Origin of the sequence: Cohnella sp. 56, from assembly GCF_037963805.1 — a bacterium.
Taxonomy (GTDB): Bacteria; Bacillota; Bacilli; order Paenibacillales; family Paenibacillaceae; genus Cohnella.
Genome location: NZ_JAZDQE010000005.1, coordinates 446,022 through 464,821, shown reverse-complemented (window position 1 = coordinate 464,821; position 18,800 = coordinate 446,022). Strand labels below are relative to the sequence as shown.

Sequence of the window (18,800 nt, the reverse complement as noted above, 5' to 3'; positions counted from 1 at the left end):
CAATCGGCAGCCACCGCGTTTTTTCGCCGGCTCATCCGTCGCTCTCCAGTCATGAATATCGGCGGCAAAAAGCGGCAAAGTCGGCATAGGGCAGCGAATAGACGTTCACCGTGCCATAGTCGGTCTCCCGAGATCCGGAGAGCTTCGCCAGCTTGCCGTACAGCCGGTTCGTATAAGCGTTGTCCGCCGCCGTCGGAATCCGTACTTCCGCCGCATCCGGATTCGCCTCCGCAATCTGCACGGAGAGCGCCTGCAGGCCGCGGAAGAACGTCCGGCTCCCCCGGTAACGCTCCGTGAAGAAGCTGTTGCCGAGCACCGCGATCTCCTTGCGTCCGAACCCTTCCTCCGCAAGTCCGAGCACGAAGCTGCCGATGCCGATCGCCTCGTCCGCTTCGTTCGTCAGCAGACCGCCGCGCCCTTGCCTCATCGTATCGCGGACATCCTTCAAGGCGAGCGCGACCGGGTAACCGGGTACGATGCTCGTTCGATGCCCGATATAGAACTCGGTGTACCGGCTCCACTGGCTTGTCGTCGCGCACACCTCGATCCGCACCATTTGTTCATCCTCCCTCTATTTTTATTTTAGAAATATTTTCATTTTATTCTTGTAATTAACAGTAATTTCGTTTATATTTATCGTAAATTCGACAAAGGAGATGAATCCACATGGGACAATCCGGTGTCAACGCGCCTCCGCTGACCTCCCCGCGCGAGTCGGGCGGCAACGACAATGACAAGCAATAAGCCTGGATCGGGGACCGGCAGCGATGCCGGTCTTCGTCATTTCGCGCGGCCGACGAAGGCTCTCAAGCGGGCCGGGGTCGTCCAGTAAAAGTCCAGCGGGCCGCAGCGATGCTCTCTCGTATGGTCGAGGTCGGCGAGTTTGCCGAACAGCTTCCTCAGACGTTCCTCGGGCGCGGCGTAAAAGCCGATCGCCTCCAGCGGCCGGGGCCATTCGAGCTCGCGCTCGACGAGCGCCGCGATCGCCCCGACCGGCTCCCTGCCGCTTCGCGCGCGCTCGTCGAGATAGAGCAGATGAACCTCCATCCGCCCGCGGTCGGCATAATTATCCTCGCCCGTGCCGAGCGCGCAGGCGATCGCTCCGCGCATGTTCCCATCTCCGTCCATCGCCAGCAGCAAGCCGTCATCGCGTATCGCCGCATAAAGCGAGTGGACGATCGTACTCCAGTTGTACGGGACGCCGAGCTTGTCGGCATGCCGGCACAGAAATCGTACGCCTTCCTCCTGCAGCGGCTGCGTATCGGCGACTCTCCAGCTCAGCATCACGATTCCCTCCCCCGCATTCTGGATTCAAGCGAGCTTTCCAGCGTTTTCCGAATAGCCGGATACTGCTCGAGCAGCGGATGAAAATGATCGTACGACAGCGACAAAAGCAGACAAGGGGTCGCTGTCACGACGGTTGCCGTTCTCGGGATATGCGCCATCAGCGCGATCTCCCCGAAATGATCGCCATCCTCAAGCGCGGCGACCTTGCGCCGGGAATCGCCGGCAGCGGCGACGAAGACGTCCACCTTGCCTCTGGCGATCAAATAAAACTTGTCCCCGCTGTCCCCCTGCTCGACCACGGTTGCGCCCGGAGCGAACGGCTCGGCGACGAACAGCGTAGCCAATCGCTCCAGCGCAGTCCGCTCGATGCCGCGGAAAAAAGGCAGCCTGCCGAGCCGCGCCGGCTCCACTTGCGCGCCGGCGCCTCCCGGCGTCAGCACGAAGCCTTGCTGCTTATCCCACATCCGGCGATACAAGCCGTCCTGCGCGAGCAGCTGCTCGTGCGTTCCTTGCTCGGCCAGCGTCCCCCGATCGAGCACAAGGATATAATCGGACTGCGCCGCATAAGCAAGCCGATGCGTCACCGAGACGATCGGCCGCGACCTGCCGAGCGCCAGGATGGTCTCGCTCACGGCGCGTTCCGTATCCGGATCGAGCGCCGACGTCGCTTCGTCGAGGAACAGCACGCCCGGCTCGCGCACGAGCGCCCGGGCCAGCGCGATCCGCTGTCGCTGCCCGCCGGAGAGGTTGTCCCCGTAGTTGCGAACGACCGTAGCGTAGCCGTCGCGGAAGCCAGCGATCGTCTCGTGTACGCCCGCCGCCCGCGCCGCCACTTCGATCTCCGCGTCCGTTGCGTCCGGCTTGCCGACGGCGATATTGTCGCGGATCGTGCCGTGCAGCAGCACCGAATCCTGAAAGACGACCGCCGTCTGCCGCAGCAGCGAATCGTAGCGCACTTCACGAATATTTTGCCCGTCGTAGGCCACGCAGCCGTCTTGCGGATCGGCGAAGCGCAGCAGCAACTGCAGCACCGTGCTCTTGCCCGATCCGCTCGGTCCGACGATGGACGTGCAGCCCCGCAGCGGAATATCGACGGTGATCGACTTCAGCGCCGGCGCGCCCGGCTCGTAGGCGAACGTCACGGCGCGCAAGGACAGCAGCGAACGGATCGGCGGCAGCTCGCGCTCCCCCCGTTCATCGACTTCGGGCTGCCAGTCGAGCGCCTGCCCCAGCCGCTCCAGACTTGTGCGCGCCGTCAAATAATAGGGCAGTGCCGCGGTGATCCCGAAGATCGATTGACCCGCCGTCGCGAATACCGAGTTGAACGCGATGAACTCGCCGATCGTCAGTCGTCCGTCGAACGTCAGCCAGCCGCCGTAAGCGAGAATAACCGCCGTCAGGATCGACATCGCCAAATACGGCAGACGCGTCATATTCGCGGCGACGAAATTCCGGCTCGCGCCGATGCGCGCCATCGTGCCGAGCACCTCCTCCACCCTCGCGAGCATACGGCCGCGCAAATTAAAGGCACGGATTACCGGGAACGCTTTGATATTTTCGTCCAGCATGCCGTTGAATCGTTCGAGCTCCTGCAAATAGGAACTGTTTAAGGCGATCGAGCGACTTTTGAGCAGCCGGTAAGGCAGAAACAGGACAAGCGCCCCGACCAGTGCCGCGAGCGTCAGTCTCCATTCCATCGTCAGCAGAATCGCCAGACCGATCAGCGCGCCGACCGTCGATAAAAACAAGCCTCTGAACGTTTGCAGGACGGCGGCCTGAACCGCGGGAATATCGTCGGAATAGCGGGCAAGCAGATCGCCGATGCCGAATCGGTCATAGAAGCGCTTCGATTGGAGCTGCATATGCTTGAACAAGCGCAGCCGATGCTCGACCAGCAGGCTCGTGCCGAGCCGGGCGCCCGCGTAGTCGCCGGTCAGGCCGGCCGCGACGTTGAGCACCCCGAGCAGGATGAGCGCGCCGACGATCATGGCGAGCGCTTCGCCGCTTCGCGGCAGCAGCGCCCGGTCGAGCAAATATTGAAAGCTGAGAGAGGTCAGGTAGCGGAACAGGAGATCGCACAAGCCGGCGGCCATCATAAGCGAGACGAACAGCGGAGACGAGCGCGCCGCGGCGGCGATGATTTTCCATAGCCCCATACTCCGGACTCCTCTTCTTCTGCGATTTTGTGACGCCGCATTTGGGCGGTTTGACACTCATTGTACCGCTTCGAGCTATGTAGAAAACTGAAAAGAAAGCGCTTCATGTCAGGTTTGAGCGGGCAATTGCGGAAAAATGTAGGTATTCGGGGGATGATCCTTGATGACGGGGACGATGTTGGCGTTGCAGTTCTTACTATATCAACGACTATAGTGCCAAAAAGCTCCTGAACCGTCACAAGGACCGATTCAAGAGCTTATTCATTGTTAGGGTGTGCGGTCGAGAGGACTCGAACCTCCACGGGGGGTTAGCCCACTGGAACCTGAAACTAGCGTGCTAAAGGGAACCAAGCGGAAACGATGTCCCTTTAGGGGAACCAAAAAACCGCCAAAAACCTACAAAATCAAGGGGTTTCGGCGTTTTATGCCCCACTTTCTTAGTGCCACAAGGCGTCTCGGGAAATCATCAAAGGTAATTTTTATCTATTTACTTCCAACCATTTACATATGGGAAAATATACTTTCCGTAAGATACGAGAGCTTTATTTTGAGTACTATTTGGGTTATTTCGTACCTACGTGGAGGAGGCTCAAATTATATGGGGGGCATGAGTGACTATCGCAGAAGAATGTACTCAAAATACTTTTGCTCAGGTTCAAGCACAAATTAAAAACCCACCCTAACATCGAGGCTTGGCTTTATACTACATCCCGCAAGCAAGTCAACAGTTCGTACCGAAGGTTATACAGAAAACGCAAACACGAAATTATTCTAAATGAAACATTGTCGAACAAGCTTGTAGCAAGTAATCATGAGTTGGACCAGGTATTATTGTCCGCAAGCAACGTCAATACAATCGTAAATGAAATCCTTACTCCACCCTTTATCTAGTTGAATTTGATTTGATTAACTGCCTGAAAATCGGACGTTTCATTGCATGATTAAAATAAATCTATGATTGTACAGAAAAACTTCTGCTCTCTCTGAGCAGAAGTTTTTTCTGTACAATACAACTGCATCGTATCAAACTAATGAGGATGGTGCCGTCACGTTAGTTCAAAAATGGAAGCCGCTCATAACTTCCAGCTTCGTAATTTGACTTGATTACAGTAAGTCCGAAAGCATATCTCCTGAATTTCACTCTATCGTCGCGGTCAGACGATCACGCGGTAGTGAAGATGAACCACGCCGCCTTGGAAGCGGTGCTCATCGAGCAGCTCAAGCCGCATGCCGAGGTTGTTCGGCAATGCTCGCTTTCCTCCACCCAAGACAATCGGATTCAGAAGCAGATGACACTCGTCGATCAGTCCCGCGCTCATCGCCTGCCCGGCAAGCTCGGGTCCGCCAATTGAAATGTCGGCTACAGAAGACTCCTTAAGCCTTCGGATCGCCTCAGCATCGAATTCGCGCTCTATCCTGGTGCTAGCGCTTGACACTGCCTGAAGCGTCCGGGAATATACAATCTTCTCTGCCGCTCTCCAGGTTCGCGCGAATTCCTGCTTGATCTCCGGTTGATCACTGCCTGCGTCAGCCGTCTCCCAGTATACCATGTTCTCGTAGAGTCGACGCCCGTATAGGAAGGTGCCGATCGGCCGCTGGAAGCCAGTCCAGAACGCATACGTCTCGTCATTGGATATCCCCCAATCGAAATTGCCGCGCTCGTCCTCAATGTATCCGTCCAAAGATATGTTATTAGCGTAGATCAGTTTTGCCATTTTAATAACGCCCTCCTATAATTAAATTGTTCCATTCGACTTTCTCCAAATCAGCTTAGCATATTTCAGCTTGGGTTGTTTCTTATGGATTGCGAATTTAAACTGCCCGTTAGCCATGTATGGCGCTCACGCAACACCTTACACTTCCCAATCAAACAAAAAGCTCCTGAATCGTTAGCATTTCCTCTCTCGTTATCTATTGACTCGCCCAGGTGCGCATGGTAGAATTATCCCATATTTTTCATGCAAAAAAGCTCGAAACTAGGCACCAAGCACCAGGATGGCACCATGAATAGCTATCCTGCCATGAACTTCGTCCTTCACCCTTCCAATAATATCAATGCAGGAGGCTATCATGAAAAAGAAATTAACGGCGCTGGTCGCCGCAGGCCTTTTGGGCCAAACGCTGTGGGTCGGAGGCGCCTTTGCCGCTTACAATCCGAGCAACAATCTTGTCGTCGGACTCAACTTGCTCCCGAAAGTCATCCAGCCGTCCAGCGCTTTGGGCGACGCTACATTCAACCTGCAAGAGTCTGTTCACCAGACGGTAACCGATCTGACGGGACTGTCGATCGATCATTCCTATGCCATGGTTGAACTGAATGGCGTCTCCTTGCTCGCGATCGATCCGCCTGTGGCGCTGATCAACAAAAAGAAATAAAGACTGCATACAAAAAAACCTGTTTGTCTTCCCGCCGCTTCTTCTAACAGGAGCGCCGGCAGACAAACAGGTTTTTCTTTTTTTATAGCTGCTCGGCCAGTTTAAAAAAAGCGGCCATCACGTCGGGGTGATATTTGTCCCGGGATCGCTCCAGTTCGGCAAGCGCATCCTCCTTGGGCACGGCTTCCTTGTAGACGCGCTTGGCCGTGATCGCATCATAGGAATCGACGACCGCTACAATCGACGAGCAAATATGAGTGTCGCCGCCCTTCAGGCGGAAAGGATAACCGCTGCCGTCAAAGCGTTCATGGTGCTGCTCGACAATAATGCCCGCCGTCTCCAAATTGGACAACCCCGTAGCGCGAAGAATCTCCCGGCCTTCGGTCGTGTGCATTTTCATAATCTCGTATTCTTCGTTCGTCAGCTTGCCCGGCTTGCCCAAGATGCTCTCCGGCACCTTGGTCTTGCCGATATCGTGGAAAAACGAGCCGTAATTCAAATCCATGAGCTGCGTGGGAGACAATCCCATGCTCTCTCCGACCATCATCGACAGCTTCATAATGTTGTAGCAGTGATCGGCGGTATAGCCGTCTTTCTGTTCGATATCGACTGCGAGCCGCATCAGCTCTTTGGCATTCTCGCTGTAATGGTAAAATACAGGCTGGGATGCGACATACAGAAATTCGCACTCGGTTTGCGCCACGAAAATCGCTTCGCGCTTGACCGGCTGCGCCGATATCGAATCTCCGCGCTGCAGAACGCGGTTGCCGAGGGGGGACTGCCACATGAGCGAACCGGATAGAACGTAAACAAACTCCAGCGCTTCCCAGCCGTCCGCAGGAGACAGCGCCCAGCGGCTGCCGGCCGTCAGGCGATGATGAATCACTTCGGTGCCGTCCCCGGAAGAGATCAGCATCAGCTCGAGACCGCTGTTGGTCAACGTCACCTTCTCCAAAGGTTGGTTGTGGCGTCGAATCACTAACCCGGATGCCCGGTCTTCCATGCGCTTCCCTCCAGAAGGCAACCGCCGCAATGCCGCGTTAAAGCGTATCGCCTTGATTGTATGCTATTCTATCGTATCCGCCATTCGATAGCAACGAGATCGCGCCTTCATTTGCGAGGCTCGAATGCCCCCTTGACACCCTCTCCGATAAAGTTGAGCGCCAAAATCGTCAGCGTGATGAGCAAGCCGGCCGGCAGCCAAATCCACCATTGATGCGCGAGCACTTCGGGCCGAATGGCATCCGACACCATACTCCCCCAACTCGGGACGTTGGCAGGGACGCCGAAGCCCAAAAAGCTGAGCGAGGTCTCGACGGTAATCATGGAGGCCGCCACCACAATCGCCTGGACCACAATCGTCGACACGATATTCGGCAGCAGGTGTTTCCAAATGACCTTATACGGAGGGCAGCCGATCGACACGGCCGCCACAATGTACTCGTGCTCCTTCTCCGCCAGCACTTTGCCTCGCACAAGCCTCGCGCATACGCCCCAGCCGAGCAAGCCGATCGTCAGGATCAATACCGTGACGCTCGCTTCCTTCACCAGCGTCTTCAGCACAATGACGCCAATCAACAGCGGAAAAACGAGCATAAAATCGGTAAAGCGCATGAGCGCGCCACCCAGCCATCCGCCATAATACCCGGCCGCCATGCCGATGCAAGTACCGATCAGCGTGATGATCAGCGTGATGGAAAATGAGATCTTCAGCGTCACGGCGCCGCCGTACAGCAGACGCGCGGCAATATCCCTCCCGCCCTTGTCCGTGCCGAGCCAATGGTGGACGGAGGGCGGCCGGTTGATCGCATCCAGGTTGATCCGGATCGGATCGAACGGCGTCAGATAAGGCGCGCACCAGCAGCAAGCCGCCACCGCCACGAGAAAAATTAAAGAGACGATAGCCGGCTTGCGGGCGGCAAAATCGCGAACAAGCTGCTGCATACCCGTCACTTTCACCTGCATCTGCCCTCCGTTTATTGAATTCGAATACGCGGGTCGACGAGGCTGTAGATCAGATCCGCTGCCAGATTGCCGACAAGCGTCATACACGACAGCAGCATCGTGAGCGCCATCAGCACCGAATAATCGCGGCTGTTCACAGATTGCACGACCAACTGGCCAATGCCCGGATAGGTAAAAATCGTCTCGATGACGACCGCTCCGCCGAGCAGCGCGCCGATGTCGAAGCCGAGGAAGGTAATCAGCGGAAGGAGCGAGTTCCGGAAAATATGAACGCGATCGATACGCGACGGCTTCGTTCCTTTCGCCCTGGCCGTGCGGACATAATCCTTGCGGCCGTTATCGATCATTTCATTGCGCAAAAACTGCGTATAGGCGGCCGTGCTGAACAGGCCGAGCACCAACGCGGGCAAAATCGCATATTTGATTTTGCTGACATAATAAGACAGCGAGCCGTCGTCCAGCCCGATGCCGACGGAGCCGCTGGCCGGCACCCAGCCCAGCTTGAACGAAAACAAATAGATGGCCGCGATCGACGCTACAAAGCCGGGGACGGCATAGCCGATATAGTTTAACACTGTAATGGCGTAATCTGCCGGCGACCCCGGACGTTTGCCCGCATAGACGCCCATCACGATGGCCGCCGCATATGTAATGAATAGCGAGAGCCCCATCAACAGCAGCGTGTTGGGAAGGCGCTCGGCGATGATCTCGCCTACGGGCTTCTTATGAACGACGGACTGCCCCAAATCGCCTCGCGCGACCCCTTTGATCCAGTGCCCGTATTGCCAGACAAGCGGTTTGTTGTAGCCGAGCTTCTCCCGCATCTCCGCAATGTATTGCGGGGATGCGTTTTTCGGATCGATTCTGCCCGTCAGCGCATCGCCCGGCATCAGCTTCGCCAGCGCGAAGACGACGATGGAGATCAGCATCAGCAGAGGAATCATGCCGAGCATACGCCGGATCGTGTAAACAAGCATGAACGCAGCTCCTTAAGAAGGAATCACCCACCATTTGTCCATATCGACCTGATTGGTGAAGGCATTCGTATGAACGCCTTGCAGGCGTTTGCTCTTCGCCGTCACGTCGACGGGCGTGTACAGGAAAATCATCGGCAGTTCGTCGTTGACCAGCTTCTGCCAATCGTAGTAAATCTGCTTGCGGTACTGCTCGTCCATCGCCTTGGCGCTTGTACCTTCTGCGATCAAGCGGTCCGATTCGGGGTTGACCCAGCGCGGATAGTTCCATTCGTCGTTCGAGCGCCACAGGCCGGTCGGGTCCGGATCGCTGCCGAGCCCCCACGCAGCCGAGAACAATTCGACGGAAGGATCGTCCGCTTCGACCGCCGTGTAGAAGGCGTCGAATTCCTTCAGCGCGCCGCCGTTCAGCTTGACGTTTAATCCGATGTCCTGCCAAAATTGCAGCATCGCCTGCGCCATCGGCTCGTCGATCTCGCTGCCGGACATGGCGTCGTAGCCGATCGTCAGCTTCCGGCCGCTCGCATCTTCGCGGAAGCCGTCTCCGTCGACATCCTTGTAGCCCGCCTCGTCGAGCAGCTGCCTGGCCTTGTCCGGATTGTAGCCGTACATGTCGATCTGCTCGTCCGGTATTTTGGCCCAACTGACCTCCGGCATCGGCACGGCGATCGGCGTCCCCAGCCCGTTGTAGAAGGCATCGATCAGCTTGACGCGGTCGATGGCGTACGCCATCGCCTGGCGAAGCCGCTTGTCCGCGAACTTCGGGTTGTTCATGACGTTCTGTTCGCCGGCCGCATCCCACTTGCCCATTTTGAAGCCGATATAATTGTAGGACAAGCTGTTCTGCTCGATCAGCTCGACGTTGCCCAGCTTCTGCGCATCCTTGTACTGGCTGTTCGGCAGCGTCATCACGTCCACTTCGCCGTTGCCCAGCAGGCTTGTCGCCAGACTGCCGTCAATCGTCTTGAACACGACGCCGTCCAGATAAGGCTTGCCCTTCCAGTAATCGTCGTTCCTCGTCAGCTCTACATATTCGCCCGTCTGCACCTTCTTCACCTTGAAGGGGCCGAGCCCGATCGGGCTCGTGCGGACTTGAGCGGCGGCCGCCAGTTGTCCCGGCTCGATGCCCGCATAATACTTTTGCGGCATCGGGTAGGCCCACAGCGTGCCGAGTATGTTGGGCGCGGCTTCGGTCACCGTGATGGCGATCGTATGCGGATCGATAATCCGGATGCCCGAGATGTCGGCCGCCTCTTTGTTGCGATACGATTCGGCGCCGGCGATCATGCTGACATTGTCCCAGCGCGGGCTGTCCGAATCCTTGTTCGCGATCGTCTCCAGCGCGAACTTCCAGTCCTCGGCCGTCAATTCGTCGCCGTTGTGCCACTTCACGCCCTCCTTGATCTTGAAGGTGAAGGTGAGATGGTCGTCCGACTCCGTCCAGGTGGCCAGATCGGGGTATGTCTTGAGATCGTCTCCCGTGGCGAACATCGGCTCCGAGATCATATTCAGAATGAGATTGTCTCCGTTATCCGAAAAAAGCGCAGGCTCGAGCACGCCCTGGAACGGTTGATCGTACGCGTAGGTGACGGTTCCCCCGTAGACGGGCTCGCCCGCCGCAGCCGCAGGCGAGGCGGCGGCAGCCGACGCGGTTCCGGACGCGGCCGGCGTCTTCTCTTCCTGGCACCCTGTCAGCACCCAGGTCATTGCAAGTACAATAGTCAGCAATCCGATTCGCAATTTGTTCAACCGATATCTCCCTCTCAGACACTTGTTAATCGTATAAATGGCACGCTACCTGGTGGTCCGCCGCAGCGGGCTTCAGCGAAGGCACGATCTCGGCGCAAGCCGGCTTGGCGAACCCGCAGCGTGCCCGGAAGGCGCAGCCGGACATGCGCGGCGCCGGACCGGGCGGCTCGTCCTGCGGCACGATCCGGTTCGCTCGCAGACGCGGGTCGGGCACCGGTATCGCCGCGATCAATTGCTGCGTATACGGATGAAGCGGCGTCCGATACAGGCTCCGCTTGTCCGCCCACTCGATCAGCCGGCCGGCGTACATGACCCCGATCCGGTCGCTGATCGCGTGCACAATGCTCAGATCGTGGCTAATAAACAGGTAGGACAAACCGCTCTCCTGCTGAAGATCCCGCATCAGGTTCAGCACCTGGGCCTGCACGGACATGTCCAGCGCAGACACCGGCTCGTCCGCCACAATAAGCTTGGGGTTCAGCGCCAGCGCCCGGGCAATGCCGATCCGCTGCTTCTGGCCGCCCGAAAATTCATGCGGGTATTTGGCGCATGCATCGGCGGACAAGCCGACCCGAAGCAGCAGCTCCGCCGCCAGCGTCTGCGCCTGCCGCCCGGACAGCCTCGTGTAGTTGCGGACAGGCTCCGACACGATATCGCCGACCCTCAGCTTCGGGTTCAGCGACGTATCGGGGTCCTGGAAGATCATCTGCAAGTCCCGGCGCCAGCCCCGCAGCTTCGCGCCCGTTGCATTCGTAATGTCCCGATTCTGAAATACGATCGACCCGGAAGTCGCCTCGACGAGCCGTGCGATGACGCGACCGGCCGTCGACTTGCCGCTGCCCGATTCGCCCACCAATCCGACCGTCTCACCCTGGCGGACCGCCAGCGAGAAGTCGTCAAGCGCGCGGATCGTTCCCATTCGCTTGCGGAACGCGCCGATCAGCGGGTATTCCTTGGTCAGCGACCGGACTTCCAGCAGCGGCGGCTCGCGCTCAGTCATCGTCATCCCCTCCGTCTGTCCCGCCGGACGCACCGCCGCCCGAATACAGCAGACAGCGAACGAGGTGGTTCGCGCCCGTATCCGTCATCTGCGGCTTCTCCGCGAAGCATCGCTCCATCGCCTCCGGACAGCGCGGGGCGAACCGGCAGCCGCCCTGCGGCATATGCAGCAGCGACGGGACGTTCCCGCCGATGGATGCGAAGCGCTCGTATTCGCGGTCGAGGCGCGGTATCAATTGCAGCAACTGCTGCAAGTAAGGATGCTTCGGTTCGTGGAAAATACGGTCCACGTCGCCCTGCTCCACAATCTCCCCGGCGTACATCACGATTACCTCGTCCGCCATCTCGGCCACGACGCCTAAGTTGTGCGTGATGAGGAGCAGCGCCATGCCGCGCTGCTGCTGCAAAGACTTGAACAGCGCCAGAATCTGCGCCTGAACGGATACGTCCAGCGCCGTCGTCGGTTCATCCGCGATCAGCAGCTGCGGCTCGCAGGCGATCGCCATGGCGATCATGACACGCTGCCGCATGCCGCCCGACAGCTGATGCGGGTATTCATGGAACACCGCCTCCGGCCGCAAGATGCCGACTTGACGCAGCAGATCGATCGTCAGTGCGCGCGACTCCCGTCTGGAGAGTGGCTTATGATTGCGCAGCGCCTCCTGAATCTGCGAACCTACGGTCACAATCGGATTCAGCGCCGTCAACGGCTCCTGGAACACGAACCCGACTTCCCTGCCCCGCACGCGGTTCATTTCCGCCTCCGACCATTCCATCAGATTGCGGCCGTTTAGCCGAATCTCGCCTTGGGTTCGTCTGCCGTTGTCCTTGGGCAGCAGATCCATGATGGAGAGCGCCAGGACGCTTTTGCCGCTGCCGGATTCGCCGACGATACAAGTTACCTTCCCCGGCTCGACCTGCAGCGATATATGATCGATAGCCGGATAATAACGTCCGCCAATCGCAAAGCCCGCTTGCAGATCGATGACCTCAAGCAAATGCCGGTTACCCGCAGCCGTCATCGTTATCGCACACCTCGAGATTCCCTATATATCTTTCTATTTCGACAAATATTGCGCCGGTCGTAATAGTAAAAGCAATAAAAGACGAACCTGCCGTTCGCCTTTTGTCTCGGCACGCCAAAAAGGCAGACCTCCTGTGTCTGCCTCCCTGGCCACTGGCGCGGCAATAGCTGCACGTACCAAGCGATACTTATGCTTCGTTGTTCCGATTATAGGCGGCCAATTTGCCGAAGAAGTCCCGGAAGACCGCATTGCGGTCCGCGAACTGCGCGACCTTGACGAAGTGCCGGTACGGGTCGGCCGACCAGCGGAAGTCCTCGCTGATCCAGGGACTCGGCGCAAGCGTGCTGGGCAGCCAATTCTCGTTCACGAGCCATGCGATCGCCGCGATGTCCCAGACGACTCTGGAGTAACCGAAGTGGTCGGCCGAGCAGTTGCGGAACGTCTCGTACAGGTACTCGCCGATCTCCCCGCACGGCTTCACATAATCCCGAAGCTCCGACAGCGTCGTGACGAGATGAGACGACACGCCGGCGACCGGGAGCAGGACGAGCGGCACGCCGCTGTCCATCATAATGCGGGAGGCGTGCAGATCCTGGAACAGATTGAACTCCTTCGTGTCCGGCCAATGAAGCGCATGGCCGCCCAGCCAGACGACAACGATCTTGCGGGCGATGGACGGCTCCAGCAGCAGCGCGGACGCCACGTTCGTGATCGCGCCGATCGCGACCACATACAGCGGATCGTCGTCCGGCGACGCCAGCGCCCGCTTGACCAGGTCCTCGGCCGCTTCGCTGACGACCGGCGTGCCCGCGTCCGGCAGATAAGTCGTCGACCCCCGGTACACCGGGATTCGCTCCTCCGTCCCCATCAGCCGCGATATTTTGCGCAGCTCCTGATAGCTTTTCTCCATGCCGTCGGCCGGCCCGTCGGACAGCTCGTTGTGGAATGGCGCCGCGTAGAACGCCTCGACGTCCACCGCCTCGGGCGACAACAGCGCGTAGACGATGGCGAACTGGTCGTCGATCTCGTTGAACGTATCCGTATCCATCGCGATACGCACGCGGCGCTTCGGATGCTGCAGGCGGCTCAATCTTAGCTCCTGGCTCAATTCATAATATGTCATCTGGTTCTCTCCCTCTCCCTTTCCCTCTCTAATTAACCCTTCAAGGAACCGACCATAATGCCGGTTACGAAGTAGCGCTGCATGAACGGATAGACGAACAGAATCGGTATCGTGCTGATGATGATCGCGGCCATCCGCACCGTCGTCACGCTGAATGCCCGCCGGGCTTGCGGCGGGATGAACTGGCTGTTCGCCGAGATCATATCCGATTCTTTGATGAGCTTCATCATATAGAGCTGAAGCGTCATCAGCTTGTCGTTGTTGGTGAAGAGCATGGCATCGTAAAATTCGTTCCAGTGCCAGACGCCGTTCCACATCGCGACGGTCGCCAGGACGGGCATGGACAGCGGGAGCGCGAGTCTCGCGAACATGCCGAAGTCGCCGGCCCCGTCGAGCGACGCCGATTCGAGCATCTCCTCCGGCAGCTCGCGGAAGAAGCTCTGCATAATAATCATGTTGAACACGGAGAACATCGTCGGAATGACGAATACCCAGAACGTGTTCAGCAGATGCAGAAACTTCAGGACGAGAAAATACGGGATGAGCCCCCCGCCGAAAAACATCGTAAACAGAAAAATCCACGAGTAGACGCTCCGGCCGACCAGCTTCTGCCTGGACATCGCATAGGCGACCATCGCCGTGAACAGCACGGAGGCGATCGTGCCGAGCACGGTCCGCAGCAGGGTGATCGTAAAGCCCGTATACAGCCGTTCGTCTCCGAACACGATCTTGTAGCTGGCCAGACTGAACTGACGAGGAAAGAAATAGACGCCGCCGCGCATATAGTCGTTGCCGTCGTTCAGCGATCCGGCGAGCACGTAGATCATCGGATAGATGGCAAGCAGACAAAACAAACTCAAAAATACGTAATTGACAATGGAAAACGCATCCCACTTTTTTATGCCGACCACGCGCGATAACCTCCTTTGCCATTAGAAAATGCCGCGTCCCGCTACTCGCTTGCTGATGAGGTGGCTGGTGACGAGCAGCGCGAGCGCGATGACGGATTTGAACACCCCAACGGCGGTCGTATACGAGTAGCGCATCTGCGTGAGTCCCATCTTGAACACATACGTATCGATCACCTCGCTGCCGTCCAGGTTCATATTGTTCTGGAACACCCAGATCTGATCGAAGGACGAATTCAGCAGCCCGCTGATCGTGAGCAGCAAAAAGACGATTATCGTGCCCGAGATGGACGGGATGGTGATGTGGCGGATTTTATGGAAACGGCCGGCGCCGTCGATCGTCGCGGCTTCGTACAGCGAGGTGTCGATGCTCGTGATCGCCGCCAAATAAATGATCGATCCCCAGCCCAGACCTTTCAGTAGTGACGAGACGACGATGATCGCCCAGAACTTGTGCGGATCGCCCAGGTAGTCGACGTTGTCGTGAATGAGCCCGAGCGTCTTCAGCGCCGGGTTCAAGACGCCGCTGTCCTGCGAGAGCAGGTTGAGCACGATGCCGCCGAACACGATCCACGACAGGAAATGCGGAAAATAGCTGAGCGACTGCACGATCTTTTTGAAGCGCGTATGGAACACTTCGTTGATCAGTATCGCAAATACGATCGGTGCGGGAAAATTGATCAGTAGCTGGATCAAATTCAGAAACAGCGTGTTCCACAAGATGTCCTTGAACTGATAATCGTTGAAAAAATTCATGAAATTATCGAAGCCTGCCCACGGCGCGGTAAAAATATCTTTTGTCAGATTGTACGAGTAATCCATCTTTTTGAAAGCCATCGTAATGCCTGCCATCGGCAAGTAGGCAAAAATCACGATGAACACGACGCCGCCGAGCGCCATCAATTGCAGTTGCCACTGCGATAGCATCCTCCGCGCTATGCCGGGTTTCGAGGCGTTCATCTGCCATCATCCTTTCGGAGCGGGCATGGGGCGAGGCAAGCCGCCGCTTGGTCGGCGGCTTGCCCTGCTTGCCGTCCTTATTCGTTCGTGCCGCCTGTCGGATAGCCGTTTTTCATGCCGAGAATTTCTTTCGTTTTTTGATAGCCTTCGTTTTGGAAGTCGTACCACTTCTCCCAGCCCATCTTCTTCAACTGGGCCAGCGATTCGTCGTAATTTTTTTTCAGATCCGCCTCGGACTTGGCCGTAATCATGCGGACCAACTGCTTGTTCCAGTAGTTCGAGAACTCCATTTCCTTTTGCCTCATCTCGTTCCAGCGCGGATCGCCCGAATCGATGCGGTTGGTATTCGCCATCAGATTGTAGCTGTACTGCTCAAGCGGCTTTTTCAACTCCTGGAGATACTTTTCCTCCGGGTCCGTCTGCGGCGGGATCAGATCCTTGACCGTCAGCCAGTTGGCCAGCAGGTTAAAGCCCATGCCCCATTTCGGAGCTGCCTTGCCGGTTTTGTTGAGATCCAGATATTCCTGCGTTGGCGCATAGAGGCCGTCGGACGTCTTCGTATACGTCTCGCCTTCCCAGCCGAACTGAATCATATATTGGCCTTCGTCGCTGTTCAGGAACTGCAGCAGCTTCGTGATCCGGTCCGCGTACTTCGTATTTTTGCCGACCATCGTGAGCAGCCAGCCCATGCCGCGAATGTCCTGGAGCACCGGATCTTCGCCTTCGTAGTTTTTCAGGACAAACGTCTCGTACTGCGCTTTATTATCCGCCTGGAACAGCGTTCTCATCGGTCCGTTCGCGTTCGAGAAGTCCTGCGGCGCCGTCATCATGGAAAATACGCGGCCGCTCGCCACCTTCTCGTTGATGGCGTCGCGGGTGTCCGTGAAGTTGTCCTTCGAGATCAGCCCGCGGTTGTTGGCCTCGTTCAGGAACTTCAGCGCCTCATAATAATGCGGCTGGAAGCGGACATCGACCCAGTTCCCGTCCTTGTCCTCGTACGACGTGTTGAAGTATTGGATCAGCCAGTTGACCGACGAGCCGATGCCGTCGTACAGCTGCAGCGGGATCAGCGGCTTGCCGTCGTACGTTTTCACTTCGTTTTTGACGCGCTCGAGCACGGACAGGAACTGATCCGGCGAAGAGACGTCCGGACGGCCCAACTGGTCGTAAATATCTTTGCGAAGCGTGAACCCGCCGTTCGGCTCAAGCTTCTGTCCCGGCTTCAACTGCTCGCTGGAGTAGGCGTAGTTCGGGAGTCCGTAGTTTTTGCCGTCCGGGGCTTTGTACCAGTTCCAGACGTCGTTGTAGATCTCGTCCCGGAACGTCGGCGCGTACTTCGGGATCAGATCGTCGAGCGGCTGCACGAGACCGGCCTGAATGAGCGGCTTCTGCGAGTTGTTCCAGGCTTCGACCGTAATCAGGTCGGGCACGTCCGCCGAAGCGATCATCGAAGCGAGCTTCTGGCCGTCGTCCGCAGCCGGCGTCTGGAATTCGATATTGAGGCCGAACTTGTCGCGGACGAACTGCGAGAACTTGTCCGTGCCCCACTCGCCCGGATACTTCCACCACGAGAGGTTGACGTACCACTTGATCGTCACCGGGTCCAGCTTGACGTCTGCGCCCGAGCTTGCGGGCGCGCTTGCGGACGGAGCGGCGGACCCGCTCGCCGATGCGTTCGTATTATTGGCATTGCCGGAGCATGCGGACAGGGACACCGTGGCCAGTGCGGCGCTTAAGGTGAGGCTCAGCCATTTTTTCGTTTTCATTTGTTTGACCTCCCGGATGAGATGCGATAGGCTGCTGCTTGTTGCTTGAACCCCGATGTTGGTGTACGATGAAAAAGATCTGGATTTCAAAGGCGACTGACTTGTGCGGGCGCTCCTTCGATTCGCTACAATCGGGGGGCGTCATCTACGCATACAGTGAGTTGCTTTTTTTGTCGTACATCACTCCTCTCGCTGCGCATCGTCTCAGAACGCGACGCCGGCATGCAAAATGACGTTGGCGTACGGAATACATTCGCCGGTCCGCACGATCGCGACAGCGCGCGCAGCCAGCGCCTTGAATGCGTCATGGCCGATTCCTTCGTGCCCGGCGCCGGGGAACAGCGCCTGGACCTCGCGGATCAACCCGGCACAGTGCTGCCCGGATTCCAGCGCGAAGGTGATCTTCTCCACCTCAAGCTCGCGCGCCATCTCCGCGACCGTCTCGACGATGCCGGGGCTTCCTCTGCGCAGCGCCAGATCGATGCGAAGCGTCCCCTTCGGAATCGGGTATCCGCTGTCGCAGACGACGATGAGATCCGTATGCCCCACGGCGGCAATGACGCTGGACAGTTCGCTGTTCAAGATTCCCGTCTTCTTCACAGGCTCGTCACCTCGTCCCCGTACGGCATCGCCTGCTGCGCCCCGAAGCGGGTGACGGACAGGGACGCGGCCTTGACCGCGAACCGCGCGCTGTCCGCGATCGACCATCCGCTCGCGATGCCATAGCCTAACGCGGCGTTCAGCGCATCCCCCGCCCCAGTCGTATCGACGACCTTGACGCTCGGAGCCGCGATCGTCTGCGCCCCGTCACCGTCCACGACCGCCATCCCCTTCTCGCCCCGGGTCACGATCAACGTATGACCATACCGGCGCTGCCAATCGCTCATCGCCTGCAGGAGCCGCTCCTCAGATCCGCTATCCGCGCCGCTGAGCGCTTCGAACTCCGTCTCGTTCGGCGTCACATAGTCCGCCAACCGGAGCACATGCTCCGGGAGCGTGCGCGCGGGCGCCGGATTGAGCACGACCTTCACCCCGGCCGCACGCGCGATCTCCATCGCCCGGACGACCGACTCCAGCGGTATTTCCAGCTGCACGAGCAGCAGGTCCGCCTGCCGGATGCGCTCGGCATGCTCGTCGATCCGCTCCGGCGTACAGCGCTCGTTCGCCCCCGGCACGACGACGATGCAGTTGTCCTCCTGCGTGCGCAATATCGTGGCGATCCCGGTCGGCACACCCTCCACGCAGGCGACGCCGCCCATATCGATATTTTCCTGCTTGAGCGATGCCGCGATCTCCGTCCCGAACCGATCGTCGCCGAGCGCGCCGATCATGACCGTATTCGCTCCGAGCCGCGCACAGCCGACCGCTTGATTCGCCCCTTTGCCGCCGGGCAAGTACCGGATTTGTTCACCCGCTACCGTCTCTCCGAGCCGGGGCAGCCGGTCCAGCGACACGACCAGATCCATATTGAAGCTTCCTGCGACAGCGATGACCGGTTGCTTGCTCATATGC

The 18,800-nt window shown here is 58.2% G+C and carries 17 protein-coding genes; 1 reads left to right on the top strand and 16 read right to left on the bottom strand.

Features of this window, described 5'->3' with window-relative positions; genetic code table 11:
- Positions 1-49 precede the first annotated feature (49 nt).
- The 4 genes from VQ071_RS12580 to VQ071_RS12565 form a co-directional block, all read right to left on the bottom strand.
- A complete protein-coding gene (locus VQ071_RS12580; RefSeq protein ID WP_340514339.1) occupies positions 50-556 on the bottom strand; it encodes a hypothetical protein in 507 nt (168 codons plus the stop codon).
- Positions 557-780: 224 nt separating this feature from the next.
- Positions 781-1,284: a hypothetical protein gene (locus tag VQ071_RS12575; RefSeq protein ID WP_340514338.1), complete on the bottom strand. Its 504-nt coding sequence runs from the start codon at positions 1,282-1,284 to the stop codon at positions 781-783.
- Complete coding sequence (locus VQ071_RS12570; RefSeq protein WP_340514337.1) at positions 1,284-3,443, bottom strand: ABC transporter transmembrane domain-containing protein; 2,160 nt, start codon at positions 3,441-3,443, stop codon at positions 1,284-1,286. The genes VQ071_RS12575 and VQ071_RS12570 overlap by 1 nt, the downstream gene beginning before the upstream one ends.
- Before the next feature lie 1,154 nt (positions 3,444-4,597).
- Positions 4,598-5,158, bottom strand: coding sequence for a dihydrofolate reductase family protein (locus tag VQ071_RS12565; RefSeq protein ID WP_340514336.1), 561 nt, complete (start codon positions 5,156-5,158; stop codon positions 4,598-4,600).
- A 355-nt stretch (positions 5,159-5,513) separates the two neighbouring features.
- Here VQ071_RS12565 and VQ071_RS12560 point away from each other — a divergent pair, with 355 nt between their 5' ends.
- Positions 5,514-5,819, top strand: a complete 306-nt coding sequence (locus VQ071_RS12560) for a hypothetical protein (protein ID WP_340514335.1) — start codon at positions 5,514-5,516, stop codon at positions 5,817-5,819.
- An 82-nt stretch (positions 5,820-5,901) separates the two neighbouring features.
- Here VQ071_RS12560 and VQ071_RS12555 read toward each other — a convergent pair whose 3' ends face one another.
- The 12 genes from VQ071_RS12555 to rbsK all read right to left on the bottom strand — a co-directional run bounded on the left by VQ071_RS12555 (position 5,902) and on the right by rbsK (position 18,796).
- Positions 5,902-6,765 carry an HD-GYP domain-containing protein gene (locus VQ071_RS12555; RefSeq protein ID WP_340514369.1) on the bottom strand — a complete coding sequence of 288 codons (864 nt, stop codon included), beginning with the start codon at positions 6,763-6,765 and terminating at the stop codon, positions 5,902-5,904.
- Positions 6,766-6,929: 164 nt separating this feature from the next.
- Positions 6,930-7,778 (bottom strand): oligopeptide ABC transporter permease, encoded by an 849-nt coding sequence (gene opp4C, locus VQ071_RS12550; protein ID WP_340514334.1) that lies wholly within the window; start codon positions 7,776-7,778, stop codon positions 6,930-6,932.
- 17 nt (positions 7,779-7,795) lie between these two features.
- Positions 7,796-8,761: an oligopeptide ABC transporter permease gene (gene opp4B / locus VQ071_RS12545; RefSeq protein WP_340514333.1), complete on the bottom strand. Its 966-nt coding sequence runs from the start codon at positions 8,759-8,761 to the stop codon at positions 7,796-7,798.
- A gap of 12 nt (positions 8,762-8,773) precedes the next feature.
- Positions 8,774-10,507, bottom strand: coding sequence for an oligopeptide ABC transporter substrate-binding protein (opp4A, locus tag VQ071_RS12540; protein ID WP_340514332.1), 1,734 nt, complete (start codon positions 10,505-10,507; stop codon positions 8,774-8,776).
- 25 nt (positions 10,508-10,532) lie between these two features.
- On the bottom strand, positions 10,533-11,507 hold the full coding sequence (locus VQ071_RS12535) for an ABC transporter ATP-binding protein (protein WP_445293286.1): 975 nt from the start codon (positions 11,505-11,507) through the stop codon (positions 10,533-10,535).
- Entirely contained in the window at positions 11,500-12,528 is a 1,029-nt protein-coding gene (locus VQ071_RS12530; RefSeq protein ID WP_340514330.1) for an ABC transporter ATP-binding protein, read from the bottom strand. Before VQ071_RS12530 ends, VQ071_RS12535 begins: the two co-directional genes overlap by 8 nt.
- 190 nt (positions 12,529-12,718) lie before the next feature.
- The gene (locus tag VQ071_RS12525) at positions 12,719-13,654 is read right to left on the bottom strand and encodes a nucleoside hydrolase (protein ID WP_340514329.1); all 936 of its coding nucleotides are present in this window, start codon (positions 13,652-13,654) and stop codon (positions 12,719-12,721) included.
- A gap of 32 nt (positions 13,655-13,686) precedes the next feature.
- The gene (locus VQ071_RS12520) at positions 13,687-14,565 is read right to left on the bottom strand and encodes a carbohydrate ABC transporter permease (RefSeq protein WP_340514328.1); all 879 of its coding nucleotides are present in this window, start codon (positions 14,563-14,565) and stop codon (positions 13,687-13,689) included.
- A 21-nt stretch (positions 14,566-14,586) separates the two neighbouring features.
- The gene (locus VQ071_RS12515) at positions 14,587-15,522 is read right to left on the bottom strand and encodes an ABC transporter permease (RefSeq protein WP_340514327.1); all 936 of its coding nucleotides are present in this window, start codon (positions 15,520-15,522) and stop codon (positions 14,587-14,589) included.
- 77 nt (positions 15,523-15,599) lie between these two features.
- Complete coding sequence (locus tag VQ071_RS12510; protein ID WP_340514326.1) at positions 15,600-17,288, bottom strand: extracellular solute-binding protein; 1,689 nt, start codon at positions 17,286-17,288, stop codon at positions 15,600-15,602.
- A gap of 204 nt (positions 17,289-17,492) precedes the next feature.
- Positions 17,493-17,888: a D-ribose pyranase gene (gene rbsD / locus VQ071_RS12505; protein ID WP_340514325.1), complete on the bottom strand. Its 396-nt coding sequence runs from the start codon at positions 17,886-17,888 to the stop codon at positions 17,493-17,495.
- Positions 17,885-18,796 carry a ribokinase gene (gene rbsK, locus VQ071_RS12500; RefSeq protein ID WP_340514324.1) on the bottom strand — a complete coding sequence of 304 codons (912 nt, stop codon included), beginning with the start codon at positions 18,794-18,796 and terminating at the stop codon, positions 17,885-17,887. Before rbsK ends, rbsD begins: the two co-directional genes overlap by 4 nt.
- Positions 18,797-18,800 lie beyond the last annotated feature (4 nt).